Origin of the sequence: Herbaspirillum rhizosphaerae, assembly GCF_046025915.1 — a bacterium.
GTDB lineage: Bacteria > Pseudomonadota > Gammaproteobacteria > Burkholderiales > Burkholderiaceae_D > Herbaspirillum > Herbaspirillum rhizosphaerae_A.
The window spans coordinates 206,498-232,382 of record NZ_JAQQFR010000006.1; the positions used below are offsets into that span (position 1 = coordinate 206,498).

At 55.4% G+C, this 25,885-nt stretch carries 26 protein-coding genes; 20 read left to right on the forward strand and 6 right to left on the reverse strand.

From position 1 onward, the window contains the following. Positions 1-138: 138 nt before the first annotated feature. Complete coding sequence (gene fdxA, locus PQR63_RS11315; RefSeq protein ID WP_007878247.1) at positions 139-462, reverse strand: ferredoxin FdxA; 324 nt, start codon at positions 460-462, stop codon at positions 139-141. Positions 463-853: 391 nt separating this feature from the next. On the opposite strand from fdxA, the gene PQR63_RS11320 reads away from it, so the two are divergent. From PQR63_RS11320 to PQR63_RS11335, 4 genes are all read left to right on the forward strand, one after another. Next, complete coding sequence (locus tag PQR63_RS11320; protein WP_408167960.1) at positions 854-2,014, forward strand: ABC transporter substrate-binding protein; 1,161 nt, start codon at positions 854-856, stop codon at positions 2,012-2,014. A 205-nt stretch (positions 2,015-2,219) separates the two neighbouring features. After that, positions 2,220-3,392, forward strand: coding sequence for a nicotinate phosphoribosyltransferase (gene pncB, locus PQR63_RS11325; RefSeq protein ID WP_094564360.1), 1,173 nt, complete (start codon positions 2,220-2,222; stop codon positions 3,390-3,392). A 157-nt stretch (positions 3,393-3,549) separates the two neighbouring features. Then, complete coding sequence (locus tag PQR63_RS11330; RefSeq protein ID WP_408167961.1) at positions 3,550-4,971, forward strand: sodium:proton antiporter; 1,422 nt, start codon at positions 3,550-3,552, stop codon at positions 4,969-4,971. Positions 4,972-4,989: 18 nt separating this feature from the next. Further along, positions 4,990-5,973, forward strand: a complete 984-nt coding sequence (locus PQR63_RS11335) for a 2-hydroxyacid dehydrogenase (RefSeq protein WP_408167962.1) — start codon at positions 4,990-4,992, stop codon at positions 5,971-5,973. Between the two features lie 113 nt (positions 5,974-6,086). Here PQR63_RS11335 and PQR63_RS11340 read toward each other — a convergent pair whose 3' ends face one another. Further along, on the reverse strand, positions 6,087-6,341 hold the full coding sequence (locus PQR63_RS11340) for an acyl-CoA-binding protein (protein WP_094564357.1): 255 nt from the start codon (positions 6,339-6,341) through the stop codon (positions 6,087-6,089). A gap of 37 nt (positions 6,342-6,378) precedes the next feature. Continuing rightward, positions 6,379-6,735: an FKBP-type peptidyl-prolyl cis-trans isomerase gene (locus PQR63_RS11345; RefSeq protein ID WP_050476931.1), complete on the reverse strand. Its 357-nt coding sequence runs from the start codon at positions 6,733-6,735 to the stop codon at positions 6,379-6,381. A gap of 286 nt (positions 6,736-7,021) precedes the next feature. On the opposite strand from PQR63_RS11345, the gene PQR63_RS11350 reads away from it, so the two are divergent. The 5 genes from PQR63_RS11350 (at position 7,022) to PQR63_RS11370 (ending at position 11,629) form a co-directional block, all read left to right on the forward strand. After that, positions 7,022-8,014, forward strand: coding sequence for a YVTN family beta-propeller repeat protein (locus tag PQR63_RS11350; RefSeq protein WP_408167964.1), 993 nt, complete (start codon positions 7,022-7,024; stop codon positions 8,012-8,014). Beyond that, positions 8,014-8,859, forward strand: coding sequence for a polysaccharide deacetylase family protein (locus tag PQR63_RS11355; RefSeq protein ID WP_408167965.1), 846 nt, complete (start codon positions 8,014-8,016; stop codon positions 8,857-8,859). The genes PQR63_RS11350 and PQR63_RS11355 overlap by 1 nt, the downstream gene beginning before the upstream one ends. Positions 8,860-8,930: 71 nt before the next feature. Beyond that, on the forward strand, positions 8,931-9,917 hold the full coding sequence (locus tag PQR63_RS11360) for a sterol desaturase family protein (RefSeq protein WP_408168091.1): 987 nt from the start codon (positions 8,931-8,933) through the stop codon (positions 9,915-9,917). After that, on the forward strand, positions 9,917-10,747 hold the full coding sequence (locus PQR63_RS11365; protein ID WP_408167966.1) for an EI24 domain-containing protein: 831 nt from the start codon (positions 9,917-9,919) through the stop codon (positions 10,745-10,747). Before PQR63_RS11360 ends, PQR63_RS11365 begins: the two co-directional genes overlap by 1 nt. A 72-nt stretch (positions 10,748-10,819) precedes the next feature. Further along, positions 10,820-11,629 carry a competence/damage-inducible protein A gene (locus PQR63_RS11370; RefSeq protein WP_408167967.1) on the forward strand — a complete coding sequence of 270 codons (810 nt, stop codon included), beginning with the start codon at positions 10,820-10,822 and terminating at the stop codon, positions 11,627-11,629. 313 nt (positions 11,630-11,942) lie between these two features. Here the strand turns inward: PQR63_RS11370 and phaP are convergent, their stop codons facing one another. After that, on the reverse strand, positions 11,943-12,509 hold the full coding sequence (phaP, locus tag PQR63_RS11375) for a TIGR01841 family phasin (protein WP_408167968.1): 567 nt from the start codon (positions 12,507-12,509) through the stop codon (positions 11,943-11,945). A gap of 222 nt (positions 12,510-12,731) precedes the next feature. Between phaP and PQR63_RS11380 the strand changes: the two genes are divergently transcribed. Together PQR63_RS11380 and PQR63_RS11385 are read left to right on the forward strand one after the other, a co-directional pair. Then, entirely contained in the window at positions 12,732-13,634 is a 903-nt protein-coding gene (locus PQR63_RS11380; protein WP_408167969.1) for a histone deacetylase family protein, read from the forward strand. 82 nt (positions 13,635-13,716) lie between these two features. Next, positions 13,717-14,643, forward strand: a complete 927-nt coding sequence (locus PQR63_RS11385) for a DMT family transporter (protein ID WP_408167970.1) — start codon at positions 13,717-13,719, stop codon at positions 14,641-14,643. 23 nt (positions 14,644-14,666) lie between these two features. Here the strand turns inward: PQR63_RS11385 and PQR63_RS11390 are convergent, their stop codons facing one another. Then, positions 14,667-15,461, reverse strand: a complete 795-nt coding sequence (locus PQR63_RS11390; protein WP_408167971.1) for a helix-turn-helix transcriptional regulator — start codon at positions 15,459-15,461, stop codon at positions 14,667-14,669. 164 nt (positions 15,462-15,625) lie between these two features. Here PQR63_RS11390 and PQR63_RS11395 point away from each other — a divergent pair, with 164 nt between their 5' ends. The 3 genes from PQR63_RS11395 (at position 15,626) to pbpG (ending at position 18,698) form a co-directional block, all read left to right on the forward strand. Continuing rightward, the gene (locus PQR63_RS11395) at positions 15,626-16,387 is read left to right on the forward strand and encodes a class I SAM-dependent methyltransferase (RefSeq protein WP_408167972.1); all 762 of its coding nucleotides are present in this window, start codon (positions 15,626-15,628) and stop codon (positions 16,385-16,387) included. 115 nt (positions 16,388-16,502) lie between these two features. Beyond that, the gene (locus PQR63_RS11400; RefSeq protein WP_408167973.1) at positions 16,503-17,435 is read left to right on the forward strand and encodes a DMT family transporter; all 933 of its coding nucleotides are present in this window, start codon (positions 16,503-16,505) and stop codon (positions 17,433-17,435) included. 144 nt (positions 17,436-17,579) lie between these two features. Then, a complete protein-coding gene (gene pbpG / locus PQR63_RS11405; RefSeq protein ID WP_408167974.1) occupies positions 17,580-18,698 on the forward strand; it encodes a D-alanyl-D-alanine endopeptidase in 1,119 nt (372 codons plus the stop codon). A gap of 107 nt (positions 18,699-18,805) precedes the next feature. On the opposite strand, the gene PQR63_RS11410 is transcribed toward pbpG, so the two are convergent. Then, on the reverse strand, positions 18,806-19,600 hold the full coding sequence (locus PQR63_RS11410) for an IclR family transcriptional regulator (protein ID WP_408167975.1): 795 nt from the start codon (positions 19,598-19,600) through the stop codon (positions 18,806-18,808). 429 nt (positions 19,601-20,029) lie between these two features. Here PQR63_RS11410 and PQR63_RS11415 point away from each other — a divergent pair, with 429 nt between their 5' ends. From PQR63_RS11415 to PQR63_RS11440, 6 genes are all read left to right on the forward strand, one after another. Then, positions 20,030-21,043 (forward strand): sulfate ABC transporter substrate-binding protein, encoded by a 1,014-nt coding sequence (locus PQR63_RS11415; RefSeq protein WP_408167976.1) that lies wholly within the window; start codon positions 20,030-20,032, stop codon positions 21,041-21,043. A gap of 113 nt (positions 21,044-21,156) precedes the next feature. Next, positions 21,157-21,747, forward strand: a complete 591-nt coding sequence (ssuE, locus tag PQR63_RS11420; protein WP_094564344.1) for an NADPH-dependent FMN reductase — start codon at positions 21,157-21,159, stop codon at positions 21,745-21,747. Between the two features lie 130 nt (positions 21,748-21,877). Continuing rightward, complete coding sequence (locus tag PQR63_RS11425; protein WP_408167977.1) at positions 21,878-22,846, forward strand: sulfonate ABC transporter substrate-binding protein; 969 nt, start codon at positions 21,878-21,880, stop codon at positions 22,844-22,846. A gap of 65 nt (positions 22,847-22,911) precedes the next feature. Next, the gene (ssuD, locus tag PQR63_RS11430) at positions 22,912-24,120 is read left to right on the forward strand and encodes an FMNH2-dependent alkanesulfonate monooxygenase (protein ID WP_408167978.1); all 1,209 of its coding nucleotides are present in this window, start codon (positions 22,912-22,914) and stop codon (positions 24,118-24,120) included. A gap of 9 nt (positions 24,121-24,129) precedes the next feature. After that, on the forward strand, positions 24,130-24,990 hold the full coding sequence (gene ssuC, locus PQR63_RS11435) for an aliphatic sulfonate ABC transporter permease SsuC (RefSeq protein ID WP_408167980.1): 861 nt from the start codon (positions 24,130-24,132) through the stop codon (positions 24,988-24,990). Positions 24,991-25,004: 14 nt separating this feature from the next. After that, positions 25,005-25,850 (forward strand): ATP-binding cassette domain-containing protein, encoded by an 846-nt coding sequence (locus PQR63_RS11440; protein WP_408168092.1) that lies wholly within the window; start codon positions 25,005-25,007, stop codon positions 25,848-25,850. Positions 25,851-25,885 lie beyond the last annotated feature (35 nt).

The window sequence follows — 25,885 nt, forward strand, 5'->3', positions numbered from 1 at the left end:
CCAAGGCAGGTTCGCGCGGCATGGTGCTACTGCCTGTGCATTCCCGATCTTGGCTATATGGCTAGAGGTGAAGGCTGTGTTCGTTGCAGTCAATTGCTGGTGGAGGTATCCAGCACCAGCATTTGACTGTTGCGGCGCTTAGCGTTGCAGGAACTCCAGTTTGTTCTTGGCGTCTTTCCATTCCTCGGCTTCGGCCAGAGGGGCTTTGGTCTTGGTAATGGAAGGCCAGTTGCGCGCCAGTTGCTCATTGAGCTTGATGAATTCTTGCTGATCGGCCGGGACGTCTTCTTCCGCATAGATCGCGTTGACCGGGCATTCTGCGACGCAAACGGCGCAGTCGATGCACTCGTCCGGATCAATGGCGAGAAAATTCGGGCCTTCGCGGAAGCAATCAACCGGGCATACATCAACGCAGTCCGTATAACGGCAGCGGATGCAGGAGTCGGTCACAACGTGGGTCATAACAGTCCTATCTGTAAAATTTCTTTAAAACCGATGTCAAACTCAGCCGGATTTAGTGGCAATATGGCGCGCAATGTGTCGCGATTAGGTAGCGATCAATTTGCGTATGTATTGTTGCCGCAGCTTTCGCTGATTGTTGTGCGTTTTCAGGCAGACTCGGTGCAAATCCGTGACTGAAGCAACAATTCCTAGGTAACCGGCTGGAAAGCCTTGTATTTTAAGGCAATTCAACTTTTCTCACAAATGAGGCTTATACAGATTACGTATAAGTAAATATGAAATATTCATTCGTCAAAGGACAGGTTTAAAAGTGCACGCCGGACAAACAAAAAGAAAAGTACTACTCGGCCGCCTGACCAGCCCGACAAGCCTTGTTGCAGCCTGCCTGTTCATGCTGACGGCAATTGCGCAAGCACAAAATATCCGCATCGGCGAAATCAACAGCTACAGCGGTGTGCCGCAATCCAGCCAGTCGTACCATAACGGCGCGGAACTGGCTGTGGCGGAGGTCAACGCTGCGGGCGGCGTGTTGGGGCGCAATATCGAGTTGATTTCGCGTGACGACACTGGGATGCCTGATGAAGCGGTCAAACATGCCGAACAATTGGTCAAGACCGACAAGGTGGACGTGCTGAGCGGCTCCATGCTGTCGAATGTGGCGCTGGCCGTGTCCCGGGTTGCTGCGTCGGAAAAGAAGCTGTTCCTCGTCGGCGACGCCCTGTCGGATGCGATTACGCTGGATAAGGGCAATCGCTACACGTTTCGTTTGCGTCCATCGACCTACATGCAGGCCGCGATGCTCGCCGAAGCCGCCGCCAAGCTGCCGGTTCGCCGCTGGGCCGTCATTGCGCCCAACTATGAATACGGCCAGAGCGCTGTTTCCAACTTCAAGTTGCTGCTCAAAGAACGCCGTCCCGACGTCGAATTCGTCGCCGAACAATGGCCGGCACTGGGCAAGCTGAAGGCTGCCGATGCGGTGAAAGCGTTGCGTCAGGCGCGTCCGGATGCGATTTTCAACGTGACTTTCGGCACAGATCTGCAGCAATTCGTGGAAGAGGGGAGCCGTCAGGGTTTGTTTGCCTCCAGCACGGTGTACTCGATGTCCGCCGGTGAGGCGCTGGGTGATATGCAGGCGCAATACGAGGCGATACGAAACTGGGTCGTGCTGGGCTATCCCACGGATCAGATCGCCACGGCGGAGCACCAGCGCTTTCGCGAAGCCTATCTGAAGCGCTATAACGAAAAGCCGCATCAGGCTGCCATCTTTGGTTACAGCACCATCATGGCGCTTGTTGGCGGTATCAAGAAGGCCGGTTCGACTGACTCGGACAAACTCGTGATTGCCATGCGTGGTCTGAGCATGGACAGCCCGGTCGGCCCTATCGTGTTCCGTAGCCAGGATCAGCAATCCAGCATGGGCGCTTTTGTCGGTACGCTGGGTTACAAGGATAGTCGTAGTCCGTCGAGCGACTGGCGCTATCTGGACGGTACACGCTACATGCCCGACGAAACCTACGTCAAAGGCCGTCGTCCAGCTTCGGCAATGCGATAAAGGTTGCCGGCATTAGCTGCAGCGAAAGTCTCAATAACGAGGTTCTCGGCTGGTGTTGCCGGCAACATCGCGGAATGCTCGTATCGTGCCTGATGTGCATGAAAATAAACCATGCACACAGGCGGGGCAACTTCTACGCGTTCCAAGGTAAGATAGTGCCCCTTGTATCCTCTATCGCACACATGGTGGTGCGTCGCCAGGTCCCATGATTATTTCTTCTTTGCTCGATACCGATCTGTATAAATTCACCATGATGCAGGTCGTATTGCATCATTTTCCCGGTGCCCAGGTCGAATACCGATTCAAATGTCGCAATGACGATGTTGACCTGACACCCTACATCGATGAGATCAAGGCCGAAATCGCCGCGCTATGCCGCTTGCGTTTTCAGGAGTCGGAACTGGCTTATCTGCGTAGTTTTCGCTTCATCAAAAGCGACTTCGTCGACTTTCTCGATCTCTTCCACCTCAACGAAAAATACATCAGCGTCACGCCGTCGCCTCTCAACAATGGTGAGATCGACATCCAGGTCAAAGGGCCATGGCTGCACACGATCCTGTTCGAGGTACCGGTGCTGGCGATTGTCAACGAAGTGTATTTCCGCGCGACGCAGCGTGCACCCGACTACGAAACCGGTCGTACGCGTCTGCGCGACAAGATTGCGCTGCTGACGGACAACCCTTTGCTCGAAGGCTGCAAGATCGCTGATTACGGCACGCGTCGTCGCTTCTCGCGCAGCTGGCATGCAGAAGTGATCCTGGCGATGAAAGACAAGATGGGTAGCCATTTCGCCGGTACCTCCAACGTGCAGTTCGCGATGCAGCATGATCTGACGCCGCTGGGCACCATGGCGCATGAGTATCTCCAAGCCTGCCAGGCCTTGGGGCCGCGTCTGCGTGATTCTCAGATTTACGGTTTTGAAATGTGGGCGCGCGAGTATCGCGGCGACCTCGGCATCGCCTTGTCGGACGTCTACGGCATGGACGCTTTCCTGCGTGATTTCGACATGTATTTCTGCAAGCTGTTCGATGGTGCGCGCCACGATTCCGGTGACCCCTTCGAATGGGGTGAGCGCTTGCTGGATCACTACAACAACAACCGCGTCGACGCCAAGAGCAAGGTCCTGGTGTTCTCGGACGGCCTCGATTTCGACAAAGTGGTTTCGCTGTATCTGCGCTTCAAGGATCGCGCGAAAGTGGCATTTGGTGTCGGCACCAATCTGACCAACGACCTCGGCTATACGCCGCTTCAGGTTGTGATGAAAATGGTGCGCTGTAACGGCCAGCCGGTCGCCAAATTGTCCGACACGCCAGCCAAGAATATGTGCGATGACGAGGCGTATGTGAAGTATTTGCGGCAAGTGTTCGAGATCAAATAATTGCCTGCATCAGGCGCAATTTTGCTAGAAACTTGCGCGAGTTGAAATATTTTAAAGCAAGCCGATTCCGGCCATCCGGGCCGGTCTTGCTGGTATAGTGTGCCCTCGATTGATTCGGATTTCTCGAACGGATTTCCTCGACTCTATAGGGCCAAAATTGCATAAAAAACTCCTCACAACCTCGGCCTCGCTGGCCCTTGCCTTGCTGCTTCCCAACCTGGCTTTTGCGGCCGATCTTGATGGCAGTACCTTGTCTGCGTTGTGGGGAATTCCCTTCATTGGTCTGCTGTTGTCGATTGCTCTCGGGCCGCTGTTGTTCGCGCATTTTTGGCATCATCATTTCGGCAAGATCGCCTTGGCGTGGGGTGCGGCATTTTTGCTCCCTTTCGCGCTGGCATTCGGTGGTTACGCGGCAGTGGCAGGGACGGTACATGCCTTGTTGGCGGAATATATTCCTTTCATCGCCTTGCTGACGGCATTGTTTGTCGTAGCCGGTGGTATCTGCGTGCGCGGTAATCTGCACGGCACGCCGGCACTCAATACCGGTCTGCTTGCCTTGGGCACCGTGCTGGCCAGTTTCATGGGGACGACGGGCGCATCGATGCTGCTGATTCGGCCGCTGATTCGCGCCAACGACAATCGCAAACATGCCGTGCACATCGTCGTCTTCTTCATTTTCCTCGTAGCCAACGCGGGCGGTTCCTTGACGCCGCTGGGCGATCCGCCGCTGTTCCTCGGTTTTTTGAAGGGCGTGGATTTCTTCTGGACCATGCAGCACATTTTTCCGGAGACGCTGTTCGTCTGCATCTCCTTGCTGGTGATCTTTTATCTTCTGGATCGGCATTACTATCTGAACAAGGAAGAAGAGCTGCCGCCGGCGCTCGATCCGACGCCGGATTCGCGGATCCGTTTCGAAGGAAAGATCAATTTCGTCTTGCTGCTGGTGGTCATCGGCCTGGTTCTCATGAGTGGTTTCTGGAAGTCGGGTGTGGAGTTCTCCATCATGGGGACGCCCGTCGAATTGCAGAATATTTTGCGCGATATAGCTTTGGTTGCGGTGATATTGATTTCGCTGTGGGCGACGCCGAAATCGGCGCGAGAAGGAAATGACTTTGCCTGGGGACCGATTGCCGAAGTGGCGAAATTGTTTGCTGGCATTTTCATTACCATCATTCCCGTCATTGCCATGCTTAAAGCGGGGGAGGCGGGTGCCTTTGGCGCAGTCGTGCGTGCCGTGACGGGGGCTGATGGTCAGCCTGTCAACGCAATGTACTTCTGGATTACCGGTCTGTTGTCGTCTTTCCTCGATAATGCCCCGACTTATCTGGTCTTTTTCAATACGGCCTCAGGCGACGCCAAAACCTTGATGACGACGCTTTCGTCGACCTTGGCGGCGATCTCGGCCGGCGCGGTGTTCATGGGTGCCAACAGCTATATCGGCAATGCGCCCAACATGATGGTCAAGGCCATTGCCGAAGATCGCGGCATCAAGATGCCATCGTTCTTCGGCTACATGGTGTGGTCGCTGGCAATCCTGATGCCGCTGTTCATTGTGATGACCTTCATCTTCTTTGTTTAACGATAAAAAGAGACAAGCATGAAACCTAAGATTTTTGTAGCCCGCGCAGTGTTTCCTGAAGTGCTGGAGCGCTTGGCGCAACATTTCGACGTCGAATCGAATCAGGAAGATCGCATCTTCACCGCCGATGAGTTAATGGAAAAAGTGCGCGGAAAAGACGGCCTGTTTTCCACGCCCAGCGAGCCGGTAACGGCGGCCTTGTTCGCCGCCAATCCGCAATTGAAAGCGGTCTGCAATATGGCCGTCGGCTACAACAATATCGATGTTGCTGCGGCTACGCAGGCAGGTGTGCAAGCCACTAATACACCAGACGTACTCAACGAAACCACCGCTGATTTTGGCTGGGCCTTGTTGATGGCGACGGCGCGCCGAGTGACTGAATCCGAACACTGGCTGCGGGCCGGCCATTGGAAAAAATGGAGCTACGACAGCTTCACCGGCCCTGATGTGCATGGCTCGACGCTGGGCATCATCGGCATGGGACGTATTGGTCAGGCGATTGCCCGCCGCTCGATGGGTTTCGACATGAACGTGATTTATCACAACCGCTCACAGCTGTCGCCGGAACTGGAAGCTCGCGCCAACAAGGCTCGTTATGTCGGCAAGGAAGAATTGCTGAGTACGGCTGATCACGTGATCCTCGTGTTGCCGTATTCGAAAGAATCGCATCACACCATCAAGGCTGCCGATATTGCATTGATGAAGCCGCAGGCGACGCTGATCAATCTGGCGCGTGGCGGCATTGTTGACGATGCGGCCCTGATTACGGCGTTACGCGACAAGAAGATTGCCGCAGCCGGACTGGACGTATTTGAAAACGAACCTGCTTTCAATCCGGGTTTCCTCGGTCTGTCGAACGTGGTGCTGACGCCGCATATCGCCAGCGCCTCGACGCCAACCCGGCTGGCGATGGCCAATTGTGCGGCGGATAATCTGATCGCCGCCTTGTCGGGCAAGACACCGCCCAATCTGCTGAATCGCGATGTTCAGCCGAAACGTTGATTTGTGTCGATTGATGTTGCTGTTTGATCAATAAAAAACCCGCCGAGGCGGGTTTTTTATTGTGCTTCTCCTGAATAGGTTGAAACCGGAAGGGCTGCATTCAGCCCCTGAGTTCAACCCTTCAGGTCAGCGATCAGGTCGATGTATTGCTGTTGCGCTTCTTCTTGCGGCAGACCCTTGATGGCGGCCCATGCATCCCACTTGGCGCGCGCCACAAAATCCGTCATGCCTGGACGTTCACCTTGCACATCGCCGCTGCTGCCTTGTTTGTACAGACCGTACATCTTCAGTAGCGTCATGTTGTCAGGGCGTTCCGACAGGTTCTTGGATTCCGCTACTGTTTGCTCAAATTGTTCCTGCAGACTCATCGTCTTCTCCTTCAATAGGGAATAAGGCTAAACGGCCTCAGACAGCCAGCAGTTCGACTTCAAAAATCAGCGTTGCGTTCGGCGGGATGACGCCACCGGCGCCGCGTGCGCCGTAACCCAGCGAGGCTGGAATGATCAGCTTGCGGATACCGCCGACTTTCATGCCCTGAACGCCTTCGTCCCAGCCCTTGATCACATGACCTGCACCCAAAGGGAACGCAAATGGATCGTTGCGGTCTTTACTGGAATCAAATTTGCTGCCGGCGCTGCCATCCGGATTTTGCAACCAGCCGGTGTAGTGCACGCTGACATGGTTTCCCGCTTTGGCTTCGTCGCCTGTGCCAACCTGGATTTCTTCGTATTGCAGTCCAGAGGAGGTAGCGATAGTAGACATTTTTATCCTTTCAAAGAGTACGTTTATGCCATTTTGAGGCAATTGATTAGCTGTTTTTTTCGCCGCGCGTTCGGGAGGTAAGACCTTTGAAAGGCCCGATCTCCCTGTGTTCTGCGCATCTAGATGCTGCGTTACTGAACGGGGTTGGTCGCAGTGTAAACCAAAACATAGTGTTCAACATCTCTCGTGTCAGCCGAATCGGCATCAGAGGCGTTATGTGCCCTGGGGCGTGCTTTTCACCGATGTTTCGCACGATAAGATCGCAAATTTTTAAGTAAAGTTCTTCATGCTGCATAGTTTTGCCCGACTTTCCCGGGTTTCCCGGTTCTTCTCCTTGGTGCTGTCGCTGTGCATGCTGCTTGCTGCTCCGGCATATGCGAACGTCGTCGTCGTTCTTAATTCCGGCGACGCGACCGTGACCCTGCTTGATCAGTCGACTTATAAGGAAATCAACACATTTTCCGTCGGCAAGGAGCCGCATCACCTGATGGCGACTCCGGACAACAAGTCCCTGATCGTCGCCAGCGCCACCGGCAATCAACTGATTTTCCTCGATCCGAAGACGGGCGAAATTCAACGCCAGTTGCGCGGCATCATTGATCCATATCAAATTGGCTTCTCGCCAGACCAGAAGTGGTTTATCGCCAACGGCCTGCGTCTGGATCGCGTCGACGTCTATCGCTATGATGGCCGCGATCTGGAATTGGCCAAGCGTGTCCGCCTGGCAAAAACGCCAAGCCATATCGCTTTCGATGCCGCCAGCACGACTGCCTTCATCACCCAGCAAGGCAGCAACGAAATCAGCGCTATTGATCTGGCCACCCAGCAGGTCAAATGGACCATGCCGGTCGGCAAATTGCCTGCCGGTATTTTCATGACGCCTGACAACAAGTATTTGTTGGTTGGCATCATGGGTAAGGATTACGTCCAGGTCATTGACTGGCGTACTCAAAAGACAGTCAAGACGATTCGTACCGGCGAGGGCGCGCATAACTTCCGCGCCCATGGCGACAAGCGCTATGTCTATGTCTCCAATCGCGTCTCCAACACGATCAACGTCATTGACCTGCAAACTCTGGAAAACGTCGGCAATATTCAAGTGCCAGGCGGTCCGGATTGCATGGAAATCACTGAAGACGGCAAGACCATGTGGGTAACTCTGCGCTGGATCAAGAAAGTGGCGGTCATCGATCTCGCCAGCAAGAAGGTCATGAAAGTCATTCCGGTCGGCCGTTCGCCGCACGGTATTTATTTCTTCAATCGGGCTCCCGACCTCTGATGCGGACTTCGCTGCCAGTGTTGCCGTCTCGCTTGCGCAAGATCGCCGCGCTGGCTGCCACAGTCGCTGCAGGCGCTGCAATCTGGCCAGCGCAAGCTGCGACCGATAATGTCGCTTCTTGCAAAGGCACGATTTATCTGACCTTTGATACCGGCAGCCAGTCGCATGCGGATTACATCGCCCAGACGCTCAAGAAGCATCACATCAAGGCGACTTTTTTCCTCGCCAACGAAAAAACCATACACGGCGATTACACGCTGGACCCGGCCTGGGCACCTTACTGGAAGTCCCGGGTGGCGGAAGGGCATGCTTTTGGCACGCATACTTTCGATCACGTGTATGTCCAGCGCGATTTGCCGGATGGCCGTATCGAGGTCAAGCCGCAGTTCGGCGCACAAGCCGGCAAGAAAGAAGTCTGGACCGCAGCTCAGTATTGCAGCGAACTACAACGGGTTGCAGACCGTTTCACCGAGCTGACCGGAGCCAAACTGGATCATCTGTGGCGCGCACCGGGCGGCAAGCTGACGCCGCAATTGCTCGCAGCAGGCCGTGCTTGCGGTTATTCTCATGTTGCCTGGGCAGAAGCGGGTTTCTCCGGTGATGAGCTGCCGAGCGACAAATGGCCGAATGCCATGCTGCTGCAAAAAGCCTTGCAAAAACTCAAGGACGGCGACATTGTGATGGCGCATCTTGGCATCTGGTCACGCAAGGATCCATGGGCTCCGGCTGTGTTGGAGCCGTTGATTTCCGGACTGGAGCAAAAGGGCTATTGTTTTGCGACGTTACGCGACCATCCTGCTTACCAGGCTGCCCTCAGCAAGCAACAGACCGCCGTGATCAAGTGAATACACTCTGATACGGATAGTTAGCCAGGCAACGAATTACGTATTGAATTACTGAGTGACTCATGATGCACCTGATCCAAATTTTTTCAGATTTGTTCGCCACGGCACAAGGATGGCTGTTCGAGACGTTCGTTCAGCCCGCAGTGTTTGCACTTGGCTTGGGTGAATTCGTTGAAGAGGCATTTACCGGCACCGAATGGTTTCTGGTCGGTGTGTGCGAGCTGGCCGTGCTGTTCATCATCCTGCGCCCGCTGGAATCCATGATTCCCGTCCACCCAATCTTGGACAAGCGCGCCCGCTGGAACGATTTCATCTATACCGCCTTGCATCGCCTCGGCGCGTTTTCCATTATTGTCTTCTTCCTGCTCGATCCAGCGATGTCCTACATCAGCGAATTTTTGCATTGGGAAGGGTGGGGCACCTTTAATCTTGACGACGTCTGGCCCGGCGTGACCGACCAGGCCTTGGTCAGTTTCCTGTTCTACCTGATCGTGCTGGATTTTTGCGACTACTGGTATCACCGCGCTCAGCATGGTTTTCGCTGGTTGTGGGCTTTGCACAGCTTGCATCATAGCCAGGAAAACATGAACCTCTGGAGTGACGACCGCAATCACCTGCTCGACGACTTGGTGAGGGACGTGCTCATGGGATTGGTCGCGTTGGCGATCGGCGTGCAGCCGGGGCAATATATTCTGCTGGTATCGGCATCGCGCATGTTGCAAAGTTTGCAGCATGCCAATGTGCGTATTCATTTTGGCCGTATCGGTGAATACCTGCTGGTGTCGCCGCGTTTTCATCGCCTGCATCACGCCATCGGCATCGGCCATGAAAGCCGTGGCAAGAATTCGCTCGGTGGACATAATTTTGCGGTGCTGTTCCCGATCTGGGACGTCATCTTCCGCACGACGCATTTTGGTGAGGCGTTTGCCATGACCGGTGTGCGCGATCAATTGCCGCCTCCCGCTGGTAAAGGACGCAATTACGGGCGCGGTTTCTGGGCGCAACAGTGGCTGGGCCTGAAGCGCATTGTCGAATTCTCTCGCAAGGCTGCCCGCTGATGCGCCTGTTTGCAACCTCATTCGGTCGGGCGCTGTTGTCGCAGCTGCACATCAGGATGCTGTTGCTGACCGTGCTTCCCTTTGCCTTGTCCATCCTGATCTGGGGCATCGCCTTGTGGTGGGGATTGCAGCCGATGATCGACTGGCTGCAGGATTATTTTGTCGGGCATAACGGCTTCGGCGTGGCCGGCTCAATACTCAACTGGTTCAATATGGGGGCGCTGAAAACGGTCATCGTCCCGTTGATCGCGATGTGGGCCTTGCTGCCGCTGATGATTCTGACTGCGCTGGTGTTTGTCGGATTGTGGGCAGTGCCTGCGATTGCGCGCCATGTCGGCAGTCGCCACTATCCGCATCTCGAGCAGCGCCACGGCGGCTCGTGGTGGGGCAGTATCTGGACCTCGCTGTGGTGTTTCGCCGTATTTGTTTTTGCGTGGATCATTACGCTGCCGATCGCCATTTTTCCGCCGCTGGCCTTCGTGATTCATCCGGTGCTGTGGGGCTGGCTGACTTATCGTGTGATGGCCTACGACACACTGGCTGATTATGCGACGCCTGCCGAGCGGCGCGCCATACTGCATGAGCATCGCTGGCCTTTGCTGTTGGTGGGTGCGATCGCCGGCACCATGGGCGCTGCGCCAACTTTACTGTGGCTGGGCGGTGCACTGTCGGTGATCTTTTTCCCTATTTTGGCCGCCGGTGCTATCTGGCTGTATGTACTGGTGTTCGTCTTTACCGGCTTGTGGTTCCAGTACTATTGCCTGGAGGCCTTGAGCAAGCTGCGCGCCGGTAATCCTGCAGCGGTTGATGTGCTGGAAATCCAAAACTAGAGATCGTCCAGCCTGATTTTTCGGATCAGGGCATAATTCCGGGTTACCACCTGCAGGAGTGAACGGATACATATGGCTATCGGACTCATCATCATCGGCGACGAAATCCTGTCTGGAAAACGCGTCGACAAGCATTTCCCCAAAGTACTTGAACTGCTCACCGCACGGGGCCTGCAACTGGCCTGGGTGGAATATCTCGGCGACGACCCGGAGCGGATTACCGCGACATTGAAGAGAACCTTCGCCAGCGAAGATATCGTCTTTTGTACCGGCGGTATCGGCGCCACGCCGGATGACCATACGCGCCAATGCGCCGCAGCAGCTTTGGGTGTCTCGCTGGAACTGCATCCCGACGCCAAGGTAAAAATCCAGGAGCGTATAGCGGACACCGCGCGGGAAGCCGGCATTACACCTGTCTACGATGCGCCGGAAAACCTGCATCGTCTGAAGATGGGTGAGTTTCCTGTCGGCTCCTCAATCATTCCGAATCCTTACAACAAGATTCCCGGCTTCTTCGTCCCCAATGTCAGCGGCGAAGGTGCGCATTATTTTGCGCCCGGTTTTCCTGTGATGGCGTGGCCGATGTTCGAATGGGTGCTCGATACGCGCTATGCGCATTTGTTTCACCGTCTGGCCTGGGCGGAAAAATCGGTGCTGGTTTATGAAATGCCGGAGTCCACGATTACGCCGCTGATGGAAGCGATCGAAGCGGAATATCCGCTAGTAAAAGTATTTAGCCTGCCGCACGTCGGCGACGAACAGACGCGCCGCCATATCGATCTTGGCGTCAAGGGCGAGCCGTCGCAGGTGGAAGATGCATTCCGCAAGATGGAAGACGGGCTGCGCAAGCTGAATGCGGACTATCAGCAGAACAGCAAATAAACGATATCGAAATAAGAGGCAGCGGAGCGGGCAGGAGGGCTGAGTCGAACGGGCAAAAAAATGCCCCGGCTCACCGAGGCATCAGAAACGGTATCTTAGGAGGAAAATCAGATACCGAGGAGACAAAGATTGCTCTGAGGCGCTACGGGTAAAACGGGGTGCGCCTCTTTGCTGAATTCGTGTCTTGCACAAGCGTCGTTGCGTGAAACTCAGGGAATCTTGCAGCGTTACAACTGTGTCAACGTGATGAAGCAACCGGGCAGAACAGTCATCATATCCAATTCTGTCCGCCCGGGTTGGGTTGTTGCTCAAATTATTTTTTCGAGCCGCGGCTTGTTGCTTTTACGGTTGCTTGCGATAACTGGTCAACCGCAGTCGTCACATTGGATTCCATCGCTTCAGCGGCTTGCTTCGCGCTCTTGGTGAGCTGCTCATAGCCTGCATTGAAATTACCAATCGCTGTCTTGACGAAAGAGATGGCGCCTTCTGTACCGGCAGGTGCATTCTTCGACGCTTCGTCAATGATCGAAATCACCTTGCGATTGACTTCCGCCAACTGGGCTTCGGCTGTCTTGGTCAGTTCGGCCTGGGTGCTGGAGAAGATGCCGGCGACGTGGCGACCATAAGCGATGCCTTTTTCCACGCTCGGCTGGGCTTGTGCACCTGACAACGAAAAGAATTCCTGGGCATCCTTGGCGGTCAGCAGTTTTTGAACTGCATCATGCGTTTCTTCCAGGGAAGATTTTGTGGCTTTCAAATTCAGATCCACCAGCTTTTCGACGCCCTCGAAAGTTTTGCTTGCGAACTGGTTGAACAGTGCGATTTGAGCTTCGAAGTTCGCTTTGGTAGCGGCGGAAAATTGGTCGGCGAGAGTCGTCATATTCGTGGTCCTTTGGTTCGATTAAAAATAGAATGAAGGGTTCAGGGAACATGCACACGTATTGTTGGAAACTGAATTTGTGCGGTGCACAATTAGGATTTTAGGTGAAAATACTTACAAGTCAATATTTTTTGTCGGCGATTTTTAAAAAGATTGTCAGCTGTTTTTTTACGCCAACATACATACTTCCGCGTCGGTTTTTTTGAGAGAAAGAAGGCTGTTTTGAGAGCGTTTTATAGTGACCATTTTGTGCTGCCGCTACCGGCCGGTCATCGCTTCCCGATGGTGAAATACCGCATGATTCGTGAGGGGGCGGCCAGTGCTGTACCTGATCTGGAATTCCATGAAGCGGTGGCTGCCAGCGATGGCGTGCTCGCGCTTGCTCATCATCCGAAGTATGTTGAGTTGGTGTCGCGTGGTCAGTTATCCGACCATGCGCAAAAAGAAATCGGCTTTCCCTGGTCTCCTGAAATGGTCGAGCGCTCCCGGCGGTCGGCGGGTGCGACTATCGCCGCATGTCGCAGCGCAATAGAGCAGGGCGTCGCCGTCAATCTTGCCGGCGGTACCCATCACGCCTATGCAGATCATGGTGCCGGGTTTTGCGTGTTCAACGATGCCGCCGTGGCATCGCGTCTGATGCAGGCCGAGCGTCGCGTGTCTCGCGTCGCGATCGTCGATCTCGATGTGCATCAGGGTAATGGCACCGCATCGATTCTTGCCAATGACGATTCCGTTTTTACTTTGTCATTGCATGGCGAGCGCAACTATCCCTTCGAGAAAGAACAAAGTGATCTCGATGTCGCTTTGCCGGACGGTGCCACCGATGCGCAATATCTATCGACCTTGCAAGACGCATTGAGTCAATTGATGGTGCGTTTTGATCCGCAATTGATCATTTATCTGGCGGGGGCCGATCCGCATGAGGGCGACCGGCTTGGTCGCATGAAGCTGAGTCTGGCAGGCCTCGCCGAGCGCGACAAACTGGTGTTCGAACTGGGTCGCCAGCAAAAAATTCCGATCGCGGTTACGATGGCGGGCGGTTACGGAAAAAACATCGAAGACACCGTCGCCGTTCACATACAAACAATTACGCTTGCCAGTCGATATGCTGCCGACTGGCGTTGATCGCGCTGTGCCGACCTCATGACTTGAGGCCCATCATACGGTGCGATCCGGCGGAGACACCAGGCAGTCGTTTTGGACAATCATGATTCGCGTCACCACCGGTAACCAGTCCGATCCTAAACAGGAAAATCGTTCCTGGCATCCTCAGTTGCTCAATCTTGTGCCGCTGGCATTTGTACTGATCTGGAGCACGGGCTTCATTGTCGCCAAGTTCGGGCTGCCTTACGCACCTCCGTTGACATTTTTGATACTGCGCTTCATTGGCGTGTTGTTGTTCTTGCTGCCGTTGGTGTGGGTGTTGCGTGCGCCATGGCCGCGCGGCAAGCAGGCTGTGCATATCGCAATCTCCGGCATCCTTCTGCATGCGGCTTATCTGGGTGGCGTCTGGACGGCGATCAAGCTGGGCATGCCCGCCGGACTCAGTGCATTGATCGTGGGCTTGCAGCCGGTGCTGACGGCTTTTGCTGCGCCGTTCGTCGGTGAGCGCGTCAAAGGGCGGCAGTGGTTGGGGCTGGGACTGGGCCTGTGTGGCGTCGGCTTGGTGGTCGCCAACAAGATTTCACTGATCGGCCTGTCATGGACGGCGATCTGGTTATGCGTGATGGCGCTGGTAACCATCACGATCGGTACCTTGTATCAAAAACGGTTTTGCGCGCATTTCGATTTGCGTACCGGCACCATCATTCAATTCTTTGCCTCTGCGCTGGTGTTGTTGCCGTTCGCGATTTTCGTAGAGGATTTCAGTCTTGACCTGCATACGGTCACGTGGACGTCGCATTTCATCGGCGCCTTGCTGTGGTCGATTTTTGCTTTGTCGATCGGTGCGATCTTCCTCTTGTTCGCCTTGATCCGTAGCAGCGCGGCGACGCAAGTTACCAGCCTGCTTTATCTGACGCCACCGACGACAGCGGTGATGGCCTGGCTAATGTTTGGCGAGGCATTCAGCATGGTGGGTATTGCCGGCATGGTGGTGGCCGTGATCGGTGTCGCCTTCGTCGTCAGGAAATGAGGCGAACCTGAAGCATTGCAGAGTCAGGCCGGCATCAGCGTAATCAGTTTGAGGTCCGGCCGGTTTGCCACACGAAAATTCACTTGCTGATATTTCAACGCCCCGCGCACAGGATGTTGGAATAAACGCTCGCCGCCTTCACGTTCGACTACGTCCTGCAAACTCCACGCGCGCTTAAAAAGACTGCTGCGTGAAGAGAGTTCTTCAATCATCTGCTTGATCTGGGGATCGTCCAGATACTGTCCACAATCAGCACGAAATTCGCCAACAAGACGGCGGGCCCGTTGCTCCCAATCCGTGATCAATCCCTGCGACGCTGATGTGCAAAAGGTGAAATAGAGAAGGTTGCTGTGTTCACTTTTGGGGCTCAGCCAACCCGTGAATAAATTCTTTGCCGGAACATTGCAGGCCAGCGCATTCCAATAGCGATCCAGCACGTAAGCAGGCTGGCGAAAATTGCGCACCACATCCAGGATTTCCGGTGCCACGATTTCCGCATGGTCGTCCTGATGCACGGGATCTTTCTTTTCCGCCAACTCAAACAGATAGGTACGCTTGGCGCGCGGCAGGTGCAAGGCGTCGGCAATACGCGACAAGGCTTGTGGTGATATCGAGTCGGTTCGTCCTTGTTCTATCCAGGTGTACCAGGTCACGCTGATGCCACACAGTTGTGCCACTTCTTCACGACGCAAGCCCGGCGTACGGCGGCGAGTGCCATGCGACAAATGACTGAGGCCGGCCAGCGCGGGCGAGGTTTGCTCGCGCTGTGACTTGATGAATTCGCCGAGTGCTTTGCGTTTGATGTCGTCGTTTTGCATGGTGTGCGGATAGGGCGGCGTGAGGCGTCAGGGTAGTAGTCAGTCCATCAAGACTATTGGTTTTGATAATAGTATAAACACTGAACTTGTACCAGAATAGAAGATCGCTAGACTAGCACTTCCCAGCCGTTGTTATTAACTCTCTTTCCCATCAGGAGCCAGGAATGCGTAGCCATAACCAAGTGATCTCAGAACAATTCGGTACCACCGCAGCGTCGTATCTGACCAGTGCCGTCCACGCCCAAGGCGCAGATCTGCAAGATCTCGCAGCTTACGCTGCGGCCTATCCACAAGCGCGCGTGCTGGATCTGGGTTGTGGTGGTGGCCATGCCAGCTTTGCCGTCGCGCCGTTTGCGACACAAGTGGTTGCTTATGACTTGTCGGCGCAGATGCTGGAAGTCGTGCGTATCGCGGCAGAAGACCGCAAGTTGCCAAATATCGAAATCCAGCAAGGCAGCGCCGACAGTCTGCCGTTTGCCGATGCAAGCTTTGATGTCGTCTGTACACGTTTCAGCGCGCATCACTGGCGTAATTTGCCGAAAGCCTTGAAAGAAGCTGCGCGGGTACTGAAGCAGGGCGGTCGTTTCATCGTGATCGACACTGCTGCGCCCGCAGACGTGTTGGCCGACACCTACGTGCAGGCGATCGAACTGTTGCGCGATACCTCGCATGTGCGCAACGTCAGCATGTCGTCGTGGAAGAAGCTGATTGCTCAGACTGGTTTGCAAGTGGAGTTCTCCAAGAGCTGGAAGCTCACGCTGGAGTTTGCTTCGTGGGTGGCGCGCATGCGTACTTCGCCCGAACACATCACCGCGATTCAATCCTTGTGGCGTGCTGCCCCTGCCGAGGTGCGGGATTATTTCCATGTCGGCGAGGATTACTCTTTCGACATCGATACCGTGTTGATCGAAGCGATCAAAAAGTGACGTTTGGTAAATAATATAAACTGCGACTCAAATCTGTCTCAATAATATATTAGACCAAGGATGAGGCGGCGCTTAAGCTTGCGGGATTTCTTCTCACGCCAGTCTCTGCCAGCCTATGAAAGCTCCGCGCTCATCCAGCTCATCCAGCTTCCTCGCCGTTCTGGCGCTCGCCACGGCAGCGCTGTTCTGGGCCGGCAATATGCTGGTCGGCAAAGCGCTCAATCAGCAAGTTGCTCCGATGGCACTGGCATTTTGGCGCTGGGTGTTGATCCTTGTGATCCTGGCGCCGTTTGTGCTGCGCGACGTAGTGCGCCATTGGCAGGCAATCCGAGCTGCGCTGCCGCTGCTGACCTTGTTGGCCTTACTCGGCACGGGCTTGTACAACGCTCTCATTTTTGGTGCCTTGCACTTCACCAGCGCGACTAACGCCGCCTTGCTCAATTCCTCAATTCCAGTCTGGACACTGCTGCTGTCGGTATTGCTGCATCGGCGTCGTCCGGGACGCATGGAGCTGGCCGGCGTGATCGTTTCTCTCTATGGCGTGGCGATGATTATCAGTCACGGTTCGTTCGGCGGTCTGGCAGATTTTCAACTCAATCGCGGCGACGGCTGGATGCTGGTAGCGATGGTGATGTGGAGTCTCTATTTACTGCTGTTGCCGCGACGTCCGCGCGCTTTGCCGAGCTTTGCTTATCTGTGGGTGACGGGGGTGATCGGACTGATCGCATTAACTTTTCTGATGCTCGTCAACGGAGGCGGGCGGGCGTTCGTTATACCGCTCAATCAAAGCAGTTTGATCGGTGTTTTTTATCTGGCAGTGTTTCCCAGCATTCTCGCAACACTGGTATGCAATTACGGCATAGACCGTATCGGTTCCGTCAGGGCATCTCAATGCGTTCATCTGGTGCCGGTATTTGCGTCTGTTATCGCGATGGCGTGCCTCGGGGAGACGTTACACTGGTATCATGCTTTGGGTTTTATTTTTGTACTGGCGGGTCTGGTTATAGCAAATTACAGGGGTATCGCGACACAGAAAAAAGTCGCGTAGGTTTCTAAAAAGTAAAAAAAAGCGCATTGTTGAAGAAAGTTGTTTAAATAGTTGCGCTAACTACCTAATTATCTTGCGATTTTTCCTTGATTTGCTACACTGCCAACAGTTTCTTGTATGTATCAATCAGGGGGAGGTTCACCAATGCTTAAATCTGCGCTAGCTGTCGTTACTACGCTACTTTTCGTGGTGGCCGGCATTTCTCCCGCACAGGCCCAAACGTCGGCCAATACCAAGAAAACTGCAGCTAAAAAGACCGTAGTCAAGAAAGCCGTCGTCAGACGACAAGCTGCTCCCAAGCGCGCCGCCCCTCAAGCATCCCTCGATCACCGCGAAAAACTCGTCAAAAAAGTTGCTTACGTACACGGCAAGCGCCGCGTCGTTTATCAGCGCGTGTCCGCGATGCCGACCGTGCCGGTCGTTCCTCCAGTCATGACTGCCGGTGACATGGCCGGACTGAACCTGACACAAGATCCGTTGGCACTGCGTTCCAACGTTGCACTGGTGATCGACCAGGCGAGTTCGCAAGTTCTGTTTGAAAAGAATTCCTCCGTTGCCTTGCCGATCGCTTCGGTTACCAAGCTGATGACATCGCTGGTCGTGGTTGAAGCGCGCCAGAATATGGAAGAGACATTGACCGTCACCGATGACGACGTCGATCGTCAAAAGCACAGCAGCTCCCGTCTGCGCGTCGGTGCGCAACTGTCGCGCGACGATATGCTGCACATCGCGCTGATGAGCTCCGAAAACCGCGCGGCATCAGCACTGGGCCGCAACTATCCGGGCGGTCTCCCGGCATTCGTTGCCGCGATGAACGCCAAGGCACGCTCGCTGGGCATGATGGATACGCACTACGTCGATTCGACCGGCCTGTCCAGCAACAACGTTGCCAGCGCACGTGACCTCGCCAAACTGGTGGTCGCTGCTTACAACTATCCAGTCATTCGCCAATACTCGACTGATGCCAAGTACATGGTCGAACCTAGCGGCCACGCTCTGCAATACGCCAGCTCCAATCGTCTGGTTGCCAGCAAGGATTGGGATATCGGTCTGCAAAAAACAGGTTACATCAACGAAGCGGGCCATTGCCTGGTCATGCTGACCAAGATCGAAGGCCGTTCGGTTGTGATGGTGTTCCTTGATTCCAAGGGCAAGCTGTCGCACGTCGGCGATGCTGCGCGCATGCGCAAATGGCTGTCCGAACAAGGCCCGCAAAATCTGACCCGCGTGAATCTGCGTGGCGGACGTGCTGACGAAGGTTGATTTCAGATCAAGTCGGCTATCTCGGATATGCGAGATAGCCGAACAAATAAAAAAGGCGAACTGAGGTTCGCCTTTTTTATCGCCTGTTTCCAGGCTAAATCATGTGATTAAGCTGCGCCATCCTGCTGACTCACAAAACCCAGCGCAGAAGAAATCTGCGCCGCAGTCGTGATCAGATCTTCCACCCAGTCTTCCTGCAGGCGGTCTGCCGGCGCTGAGATCGAGAGGCCTGCAACCAGCTTGCCGGAGTCGTCGCGGATGCCGGCTGCCATGCAGCGCACACCCAGTTCCAGTTCTTCATTGTCGCGCGCGTAGCCAAGCGCACGCACCATGCTCAGTTCGCGTTCCAGCTTGCTGAGATCGGTGATCGAATTTTTGTTGTGTCCGGCCAGCCCGGTACGGGTCGCATAAGCGCGTACTGCCTTGGGATCGTCAATCGACAGGAACAGCTTGCCGGTCGATGTCAGATGCAATGGCGCACGGCCACCAATGGCGCGCACCACTTGCATGCCTGAGCGTTCGGAGAAAGAACGGTCGATGTACACGATCTCATCGCTCTGACGGACCGATAAGTTGATTGTTTGATGCGTCTTGCGGTGCAGGGCGCGCATGAAGTCGAGTGCCGCTTCACGGACGCTCAGGCGGCTCTTGACGATATTGCCCAGCTCCAGCAGGCGCATGCCAAGGCGATATGAGCCAGGCTCGGAACGGTCGACGAAACGCTTCACCACCAGATCGTTGAGGATGCGGTGAGCGGTCGAGGGGTGCAGCTTTGTCGCAGCCGACAATTCCTTCAGGCTGACCGGATCCGGATACATTGCCAGAGCGTCCAGCAGAGATACCATGCGCTCAATGACCTGAATCGATATCGCGCCTGTCTCGTCTTGGGCTTCTTTTTTCATATCAGTGTTTGATGCATTGCAATAGGTTCTTTATACCACATTGTGAAAAAGAGAAGAAGGCGGTGCGCTAAGACGAGGCATTTTTCCGGGCTTTCCAAGGCGCTTCCAGTAGTTCTACTGGCATCAAAATGAAACGGCATTTATATATACAAGTGAAAGCAACTGAGGTCGTTTCGACAGCGCAGATCGAAAGAAACGGTCGAACATTGATTCGGCGATAGGTCGCGATACCACGCCCAAACGCTATATTGCTGCCAGTGATTCCCTTATACGAATTTGATATGAACAGGCGGCGTCTATATTCAGCGGCGTTGCTATTGCATATCTGTTTTTCGCATATTGAGAGAAGAAAGTATTCGTTCGTTTTTTCTTGCCCACTCATTAATCTGTGACCTCCAGAACAAAACTGAACCAAGAGGGATGCAGATCATGTTGAAAAAGTTTATCAAGTCGGTTGCGGTGGCAGCCTTGTTTTCGCAGGTCGTGCCGCTGGCGCACGCCGCAGATATCTCGTTGCTGAACGTATCCTACGACCCGACTCGCGAACTCTACGCGGACTACAACAAGGCCTTCGCCAAGTACTGGAAAGCCAAGACCGGCGATAACGTGACCATCAAGGCATCCCACGGTGGTTCGGGCAAGCAAGGCCGCTCGGTCATTGACGGTATCGATGCTGACGTCGTCACATTGGCGCTGGCTTACGATATCGATGAAATCTCCGAAAAAGCCAAGCTGCTGCCGGCTGACTGGCAAAAGCGCCTCGAGCACAACAGCTCGCCGTACACCTCGACCATCGTGTTCCTGGTGCGCAAGGGCAATCCAAAGCACATCAAGGACTGGGACGATCTGATCAAGCCGGGCGTGTCGGTGATCACGCCGAATCCGAAGACTTCCGGCGGCGCACGCTGGAATTACCTTGCGGCATGGGCCTACGCATTGAAGAAGGGCGGCAATGACGCCGCAGCACGCGACTACATCTCCAAACTGTTCAAGAACGTGCCGGTGCTGGATTCTGGCGCACGCGGCGCTACCATCAGCTTCGTTGAACGCGGCCTCGGCGACGTCCTGCTGGCATGGGAAAACGAAGCGCTGATCTCGCTCAAGGAATGGGGCCCGGACAAGTTCGACGTTATCACACCATCGATCTCCATCCTGGCTGAGCCGCCTGTCGCAGTCGTCGACAAAGTCGTTGATCGTCGCGGCACACGCAAGGTCGCAGAAGAATATCTGAAGCACCTATATTCCGACGAAGGTCAGGAAATCATCGCCAAGAACTACTACCGTCCGATCAATCCGAAGATCGCTGCGAAGTACGCTTCGCAATATCCGAAGGTCAACCTGATCACGGTCGACAATACTTTCGGCGGCTGGCAAAAAGCCCAGAAGGATCACTTCTCTGACGGTGGCAGCTTCGATCAGTTGTACGTGCCGAATAAGAAGTAATGCAGGAGTAATTAAGAAGTACTTCAGCTACCGTACTTCAGCTACGCATGAATCCGGAAGCCTGACAACGGCTTCCGGAGTCTTCACCGAGATTCACCCTTAGAGCTTTCACCATGACGATTCTTTTGCTGGCCGGTAGTCCCTCCGCACCATCCCGTTCCACGCGCTTGCTGCATCATGTCGGCGACAAGCTGGCGGCCTTGGGACATCGCTATTCCAAACTGGATGTACGCGACTTGCCGGGACAGGCGCTGATCCGTGCCGATTTCAACGATCCTGAAATCAAGGCTGCGTTGGCCCGTGTCGAAGAAGCTTCCGCTGTTGTCGTCGCAACGCCCGTCTATAAAGCAGCGTACAGCGGCGCGCTGAAAGCCTTCCTCGACTTGCTGCCGCAATTCGGCCTGACCAACAAACTGGTGTTGCCGCTGGCGACCGGTGGTAGTCAGTCACACATGCTGGCGCTCGACTATGCGTTGCGTCCGGTGTTGTCGTCGTTGAATCCCAAGCATGTCTTGCCAAGCATCTACGCAACGGAAGCGCAGGTGGTGTGGTCGGATCAGGATGGCCTGGTGCTCGATGCGCCGATCATTGCGCGTGTCCAGGAAGGCGTCGAACAACTGTCGAGCAGCCTGATTGCTCTGCACAAGACCGCACCGGGAGAATTCACCGACGTTCCGTTTTCGCAGATCCGATGTAGCGTTTAGACGCAGCATTTAGCACTCATCATTCAGCAATACTCAGCGCTTCACTTTTAACCAGAACATTCCACTATCCGCGACATGCATAGCAACGCGGAGGGATCTTGTTACGCCAAAAAAACATTCGGGAAACAACATGAGCACACAACAATATTTTTCCAGACGCCGCGTTCTTAGCCTGTTTTCGGCCTTGACCGTCGCTGTAACTGCTGTTGGCTTCGGCAATGTCGCCTCGGCACAGTCCAAGCCTGTCTTGCGCATTGGCTATCAAAAAGCCGCCAGCACATTGGTGCTGCTCAAGGCGCACGGCGCATTGGGAAAACGTCTGCAAGCGCAAGGCGTGGAAGTGAAGTGGGCCGAATTCACCGCAGGTCCGCAACTGCTAGAAGCATTGAACGTTGGTTCGGTCGACTTCGGCTATGTCGGCGAAGCTCCGCCGGTATTCGCACAGGCAGCGGGCGCCAACTTTGTCTACACCGCCTATGAAATCCCGACACCGAATGCCGAAGGCTTGCTGGTGCAAAAGGATTCCCCGATCAAAACCGTCGCCGAACTCAAGGGTAAGAAGATTGCCTTCAACAAAGGTTCCGACGTGCATTGGCTGGTCGTCGCCTTGTTGAAGAAAGCCGGTCTCACATACAGCGATATCCAGCCGGTCTACCTGGCGCCCGCCGATGCGCGCGCTGCATTTGAAAAAGGCGCTGTTGATGCGTGGGCAATCTGGGATCCGTTCCAGGCCGCCGCCGAAAAGCAAATCGGTGCACGCCGTCTGGCTACAGGTGTCGGCGCAGTCAGCCACCACCAGTTCTTCCTGAGCGCACGTCCGTTTGCTGAAAAGAACGGCGAGATCCTCAAAGTCCTGTTGGAAGAAATTACCAAAGAAGGTCAATGGATCCGCGCCAACACCAAAGAAGCAGCAGCACAGCTGGCACCGATTCAAGGTCTGGACGCCGACGTGATCGAAGTCAGCCTGAAGCGCTACGAGCACATCTTCAAGCCGGTCGACGCCAAGGTGCTGGAAGAGCAGCAACGCATCGCCGATGCCTTCTTCGAGCTGAAGCTGATCCCGAAAAAACTGAACGTCAAGGAAGCGGTGCTGAAGTAACAGCATCCGTGTACCGCGCTCTTCGGAGCGTGGTGCAAATACGAATTTACTGATTGGAGTCTGCAATGAACGTTTTCTGGTTTCTTCCCACCCATGGCGACAGCCGTTATCTCGGCACTTCGGAAGGCGGCCGTCGCGTCAGCCACGACTATCTGAAACAGGTCGCCGTTGCCGCTGATACTCTCGGCTATGACGGCGTGCTGCTGCCGACGGGGCGATCCTGTGAAGACGCCTGGGTGACGGCGTCGAGCCTGATTGCAGAAACCAAACAACTCAAATTTCTGGTCGCAGTGCGTCCAGGCCTGAGCGCGCCGACTTTGTCCGCACGCATGGCGGCAACCTTCGACCGTCTGTCCGGTGGACGTCTGCTGGTCAATGTCGTCACCGGCGGCGATCCGGCGGAACAAGAGAGTGACGGTATCTTCGGCACCCATAAGGAACGCTACGAAATCTCTGACGAATTCCTGAAGATCTGGCGTGAAGTGTTGACCAAGACCCACACCGGTGAAGAGACCAATTTTGAAGGAAAGCATCTGAGTGTCAAGGGCGCGAAGGCTATTTATCCGCCGATCCAGACACCGTATCCGCCACTATATTTTGGCGGCTCGTCGGACGAAGCCATCGACCTGGCGGCAGAGCAAGTCGACGTGTATCTGACCTGGGGTGAACCACCAGCAGCCGTGGCGGAAAAAATTGCCAAGGTGCGCGCCCGCGCCGAAAAGGCCGGCCGCAAGCTGCGCTTCGGCATTCGCTTCCACGTCATCGTGCGCGAAACCAACGAAGCCGCCTGGCGCGCCGCGGATGAACTGATCAGCAAGCTCGACGACGAGACCATCGAAAAAGCGCAGAAGTCGTTCGCCAAGATGGACTCGGAGGGGCAGCGTCGCATGGCTGCGCTGCATGGCGGCAGGCGCGACAAGCTCGAAGTCAGTCCGAATCTGTGGGCTGGCGTCGGTCTGGTGCGCGGCGGCGCCGGTACGGCGCTGGTCGGCGATGGCCCGACGGTGGCCGCGCGCATGAAGGAATACGCCGATCTGGGCGTCGACACCTTTATCTTGTCGGGCTACCCGCATCTGGAAGAGTCCTACCGTTTTGCAGAACTGGTGTTCCCGCTGTTGCCACGCAAGCAGAAAGAAGATCTGCCGGGCTTCAACATCACCGGTCCTTTCGGTGAAATTGTGGCCAACACCCACGTGCCGTCGGCGCCCAAGGCAACGGCAGCCAAAACGGCAGCCAATAAAGAGTCGCAAGAACTTCGCGTCTCCGAAAGCTAAGGAATCGACATGAGTGCAGGCATCACAAGTTCAGGCGTGCCGGATGCGGTGGCGGTGGCAGCGACAGTCTCCGCACCAGCTAAATCGGTACGCAAGACCGAACGCGGTGACAGTTTCGGCGGCAAGCAACTGGCGTCGTGGGCTTTGCCGGTCGGACTGATCGTCTTCTGGCAAATCGCCGCGCAGGCGGGCTGGTTGTCCAGCCGTATCTTGCCGGAACCGTTCGCCGTATTGCGTGCAGCCTGGCATCTCGCAGTGACGGGTGAACTGTGGGTTCATCTGGGTGTGAGCACCGGTCGTGCGGCATCCGGTTTTGCGGTCGGTGGCGGGTTGGGTTTGTTGCTCGGTCTGTTGACCGGTACCTTCCGTCAGGCCGAAACCTTGCTCGATACCACCTTGCAGATGGTGCGCAATATTCCTGCGCTGGCGCTGATTCCGCTGGTGATCCTGTGGTTCGGTATTGATGAAATGTCGAAGCTGTTTCTGGTGTCTATCGGTGTGTTTTTTCCGATCTATCTCAACACTTTTCATGGTATCCGCTCGGTCGACAAAGGCCTGATCGAGATGGCCAAGAGTTATGGCTTGTCCGGCTGGCCGCTGTACCGCGATGTGATCCTGCCGGGCGCCTTGCCATCGATTCTGGTCGGCGTGCGTTTTGCGCTGGGCCTGGTATGGGTACTGCTGATCGTGGCAGAAACGATTTCGGCCCAGGCAGGCATCGGTTACATGACCATGAATGCACGTGAGTTCCTGCAGACTGATGTCGTGCTGGTCGGCATCCTGCTCTACGCCTTGCTGGGCAAGCTGGCCGATGTACTGGCGCGCGGTCTGGAAAAATTCTGGTTGCGTTGGCATCCGGGTTACCAATGAAAGAGGGTGACATGATGCAAAACAATCACGTGGAAACGACTGAAGTAAAAAACACCGCTGAACGCCAAGTGCGTGGGGTGCGCGGGGTTCGAGTCCTGGCCAGGGCGCTGTCCAAATCCTACGGCGGCCGCGAAGTGCTGAAGTCGGTTGAACTCGACGTCAAGCCGGGCGAGTTCGTCGCCATCGTCGGTCGCAGCGGTTGCGGCAAGAGCACCTTGCTGCGCCTGATCGCCAAGCTGGAAACTGCCACCAGCGGCGACATTGCCTTTGCTGAGGACGGGCATCAACCTGAGACGCGCATCATGTTCCAGGATTCGCGCCTGTTGCCGTGGAAGCGCGTACTGAATAACGTCGCGCTCGGCTTGCCGAAATCGGCGCTGGCGTCGGCGGCACAAGCCTTGCGCCAGGTCGGTCTGGAAGAGCGCGGCGGCGAGTGGCCGGCCGTGTTGTCCGGCGGCCAGCGTCAACGCGTGGCCTTGGCCCGCGCACTGGTGCACGATCCGGAACTGTTGCTCCTCGATGAACCCCTGGGCGCGCTGGATGCGCTCACACGTATCGAGATGCAGCAACTGATCGAATCGCTGTGGCAAAAGCGCGGCTTCACCGCCGTGCTGGTGACCCACGATGTGCAGGAAGCGATCGCGCTGGCGGACCGTGTCGTGCTGATCGAAGATGGTCGTATCACGCTCGATCAGACCATCGATCTGCCACGTCCGCGTGCACGCGGCAACCTCGTGTTCGCCCAGATCGAAGAAGCCATTCTGTCGCGTGTGCTGCAACATCCGGCCAGTGCGCCGGACAGCACGCTCGGCGATATCTCATTGCAAAAGAGCGTCAGCCAGGTGCAGTGGGCCATTTGATTTATCGCATTTTCATTTTTTAACCGCAGTCCCTC